Raw genomic sequence first — 258 nt, 5'->3', positions numbered from 1 at the left:
GTCTCAGTAGCTCAATTGGATAGAGCATCCCCCTCCTAAGGGGAAGGTTGCAGGTTCAATTCCTGCCTGGGACGCCATTTCTTGTCTCTCCTGTCTTGACCTCCGCCTCCTTTGCAGCGGCCGCCGTTCGCTGGCGCATCAGGAAGTACCCCGCCACAACCAGCAGTAGCGTCAGCACCGTGAACCAGAACTGGAAACGCGACGCCGGGTCGAACGCCTGGGTGCCGATCACTGCCAGCAGGGCGAACAGCGCAACGA

Annotated in this window: 1 protein-coding gene and 1 tRNA gene; one reads left to right on the top strand and one right to left on the bottom strand. The window is 60.5% G+C overall.

Features of this window, described 5'->3' with window-relative positions; translation table 11 throughout:
* Nucleotides 1-77: transfer RNA gene (locus AC6UD2_RS06825), tRNA-Arg, on the top strand.
* Here the strand turns inward: AC6UD2_RS06825 and AC6UD2_RS06820 are convergent.
* The coding region (locus AC6UD2_RS06820; protein WP_500698439.1) for a hypothetical protein at nucleotides 56-258 on the bottom strand (203 nt) is incomplete at its 5' end. The two genes, AC6UD2_RS06825 and AC6UD2_RS06820, sit on opposite strands and share 22 nt — an antisense overlap.

The sequence above is a fragment of the Fructilactobacillus sp. X2R5C2 genome, from assembly GCF_059901375.1.
The sequence above is the reverse complement of the archived record's forward strand: the minus strand, read 5'-3'. Positions and strand labels throughout refer to the sequence as shown.